Here is a 3,840-nt window from a genome sequence, read left to right as displayed (position 1 = left end):
GTTGTTTTTTGAGGTTTTTGACTATGGTATATCAGCTGTTTATTTTTGTATTCAAAAAATATTTTTCCACCTTTCTCTAAATCTCCAAACAACATCAAATCACTCATCGGATTCTTGATTTCTTTTTGAATCACAAGTGCCAAAGGACGCGCGCCAAGTTCGGTATTGAATCCAACTTCTGCCAAATACTCTCTCGCACTTTTTTCCAAAACGACTTCAATTCCCTTTGCTTTAATTTGTTGATTCAAATCCGCAATGTTTTTTTCTACAATTTTTAAAATTTCTTTTGGACTTAGCGCATTAAAGGCGATAATTGCGTCTAGGCGATTCCTAAATTCAGGCGAAAAAGTCTCTTTAATCGCACTATTAAAGCGCGTGTTGGAATCTTTTTTGAAGCCTAGAATTGGGGATTCTTTAGAACCAACATTAGAAGTTAAAATCAAAATGACTGAAGAAAAGTCTATACTTTGTCCGTTATTGTCGGTTAATTTTCCATAATCCATTACCTGCAAAAAGAGATTCAAGACTTCAGGGTGTGCCTTTTCTACTTCGTCTAAGAGTAGCAAAGTATGTGGATTTTTCTTTATCATCTCTGTGAGAATTCCACCTTTTTCATAGCCAACATATCCTGCCGCTGCACCAATAAGCTGGGAAGTAGAGAATTTCTCCATATATTCGCTCATATCAATGCGCTCAAAGTTGATATTAAGGGATTTTGCAAGCTCTTTTGCAAGTTCTGTTTTACCCACTCCGCTTGGACCGCTAAAAAGAAAAGAGCCTATGGGTTTATTTGGAGTGCTTAACCCTGCTTTGTTGCGTTTTAACGCACTAACGACTTCACTAATGGCTTCGTCCTGTCCGAAGATTCTACTTTTGAGATGTTTTTCTAAGTTTTTAAGCAAGCTTTTATCATTCTTAGTTGCTTCAATTTCCGGAATTTTAGCCATTTTGGCTACCATTTGTTTGATGCTTTGTAGGCTTACCTTTCCACTCCTGCCATCTAGCTTGTAGCTCGCGCCCACTTCGTCCATAATGTCAATCGCCTTATCGGGCAAGAATCGCTCGTGCAGATAACGCACCGATAGTTCTACCATTAATGCGATTCCCTCATCAGTATAGCGCACATTGTGATGATTTTCGTAATATTTTTTCACGCCCTGCAAAATCAAAATGCTTTCCTCTTGGGTTGGCTCTTTTACCTCCACTTTGGCAAAACGACGTGAAAGTGCCTTGTCTTTGTCTAAAAAGGAGCGATATTCCGCATAAGTGCTAGCTCCTATGCAACGTAGTTTTCCGTTACCAAGCATAGGTTTGAGTAGATTGCTTGCGTCCATACTACCACTATTTGTTGCCCCTGCACCAATGAGCATATGAATCTCATCAATAAAAAGCACGACATTCCCGCGCTCAAGCACTTCATCACTTAGGAGTTTAATGCGTTTTTCAAAGTCTCCCCGATATTTTGTTCCTGCCACGAGTGCGCCCATATTGAGCATATAAATTTCAGTTTTATCCAAAGGACTTGCTTCTTGCGTGATTTTAAGGGCTAATCCTTCGGCTACTGCAGTTTTTCCAACACCAGGTTCACCGACTAATAAAGGATTATTCTTCTTCTTGCGCAATAGAATTTCAAAGCATCGACGAATTTCTACTTCTCTCCCGATGACAGGGTCAATCTTGTCCTCTCTTGCTTCTTGAGTCAAATTTGTGCAGAATCTCTCTAATGCGGATTCTGATTGCTCCTCTTGTCTTTGATTGGATTCTACTTTGTCCTCTGTTTTGTCCAAGCCAATATTAAATTCCTCTTGATTTTCTGTGATGTATTCTAGGATATTCAAACGCGTGATTCCTTGCGTTTTAAGAACCTGTGTGCAAAATGCCTTTTCCTCCTCCAAAATCGCAGCAAGCAAATCACTCACTTGCGCTTGTTTGCGTTGTGAGCCTCTTACATGACTTATCATCATTTCAATTACACGCGTAACTGCAAGCGTTTCTTGTGGCATTTCGTTGTTGTCTTTATATTCTGGAAAAGCAGTCAAAAAATGCTCTAAATATCTTTTAACTTGCTGTTTCATTATTTCAATATTTCCGCCACATTCTTGCAAGGCTTTAATGACTTTTTTGTTTTCTAATAAAGCTTGAAAAATATGCTCTAAGGTTAAATATTCGTGTCCTCTAAGCTTTGCTTCCTTTTGTGCATTTTGTAGCACGACATTTAATTCTTTACTAATTTCAAACATAGTTTTTTCTCTTATATTTTTTCTAAAATTGCGCGTAGTGGATATTGCTTTTCTTTTGCCATTTTACGCACTTGCACTGCTTTAATTTCGGCAATATCATAAGGGTAGATTCCACAAACACCCTTACCATTGTGATGAATCTGCAGCATAAGATTGAGCGAATCTTCAAAATTCTTATGAAAGATTTTTTGCAAGACTTCTATTACAAATTCTTGTGTTGTGTAATCATCGTTTAGCAAAATGACTTTATAGCGGATAGGTTCTTGAACTTTCTCTAAAACTTCTGTTGTATTTTCGTATTGTGCGTCTTTTGGCACGGAGATTCCTTTTTGTCTTTATAACGCTGAATAAAAGCTCTAATTATAACGCTTTTTCATTGATTTTTACAAGACATTTGCGCTTTAATTGCAAGAAAAGATTTGATTTGTCGCCTTTAATTATAAAATTTTTATAAATTTTCCTTTAAACCATTGTTTGCAAGAGTTTAGGAATCTTTCGCCTGTTTGATAAAAAACGCTGTTTTGATAGGATAATGCCTCTTGCAAATCACTATATCGCGAAAGTGCTGGAGGCTTTAGTTGTGGATTAAGCGCATAAAGACTTTGGAGGATTTTAAGCTGTTTTTTGTGCAAATAAACAATCCGCGCCATTCTAAAGGGCAGAATCACTTTCTTAAAAATATTTTGCGATTCCACAATGACCACGCCTAGTTTGTAGTTTAAGTGATTTTGCACTCGTTTCTTTGCACCATAGATTTTTTGTGATTCCTCTACTTTTTGCATTCTTGCTTGTAATTGCGATAGCTCATTCTCTAATGGCGATATTTTATTTTTTAATGGCAATAATAATTTGTTTTCTAACTGCAATAACTTGCCCGAAAGTGCCTTTGCATAGTCTTGTAATGCTCTTTCTTTGAGATTGTTTAAAAGCTCTTTTAGCTCTTGATTGAAAATCGGTGTTTGTAGCGCGATTTCCCACCAAGTCGCGTAATAAGGATAAGTAAGAGGCAAATACGCGGTATCTAGTATTTTGCACTCATTCTCCCAAGGTTTCGCACCCAAAAAGGTATAATGCACAATCGCAATTTGCCTTAAAGATTCTTGATATTGCTTGCTTGTATAGCCATAGAGGCAGTTTTTGCTCTCATCAGCACAGAAGTTATCCGCCCTTCCCAATCTCTCTGCGTTGAAATGATTGATAAAGAAATTCCACTTAGGAGGAAGTTTAAGCGTTTCTTTGCCAATGACTGCGTTTAAAATATCTTGGTCGCCTACTCTTGTAATAAAAGTGCGCATAAATTCCAACGCTCTACTCTCTACTTGAGATTCTCTCCATTTCTTAAGGTTAATCAACATAAATCCTGCATTAAAATACTCTTTCCTAAAAGGAAAGACAAAATCCGCTTGTGTGGAATCTCGTGCCTTTAAACGTTTTTCTTGATAAGGATTGCTGCAATCTAGCACAACTGCGGCGATATTTTCCCCCAAATCTAAAGCAAACAATTCCTCTAAGGGTTGTAAAACAAGCATATCTATATCTAAATATAAACATCTGTCAATTTCTTGTGGTAACACAGAAGCGAGTTTGATTCTAAAATATG

The 3,840-nt window shown here is 37.2% G+C and carries 3 protein-coding genes; all 3 read right to left on the bottom strand.

What is annotated here, in order from left to right; genetic code table 11:
- Positions 1–2,240 (bottom strand): AAA family ATPase (locus Q1553_RS07690; protein WP_300842880.1); only part of this gene is annotated, 2,240 nt, incomplete at its 3' end.
- Between the two features lie 11 nt (positions 2,241–2,251).
- Positions 2,252–2,557 (bottom strand): ATP-dependent Clp protease adaptor ClpS, encoded by a 306-nt coding sequence (locus Q1553_RS07685; protein WP_115550690.1) that lies wholly within the window; start codon positions 2,555–2,557, stop codon positions 2,252–2,254.
- Positions 2,558–2,677: 120 nt separating this feature from the next.
- On the bottom strand, positions 2,678–3,840 hold a 1,163-nt coding region (locus Q1553_RS07680; RefSeq protein ID WP_300842879.1), incomplete at its 5' end, for a glycosyltransferase family 8 protein.

The sequence above is a fragment of the Helicobacter sp. UBA3407 genome, assembly GCF_949747025.1.
GTDB classification, from domain to species: domain Bacteria; phylum Campylobacterota; class Campylobacteria; order Campylobacterales; family Helicobacteraceae; genus Helicobacter_D; species Helicobacter_D ganmani.
This window is presented reverse-complemented; position numbering and strand designations above follow the sequence as displayed.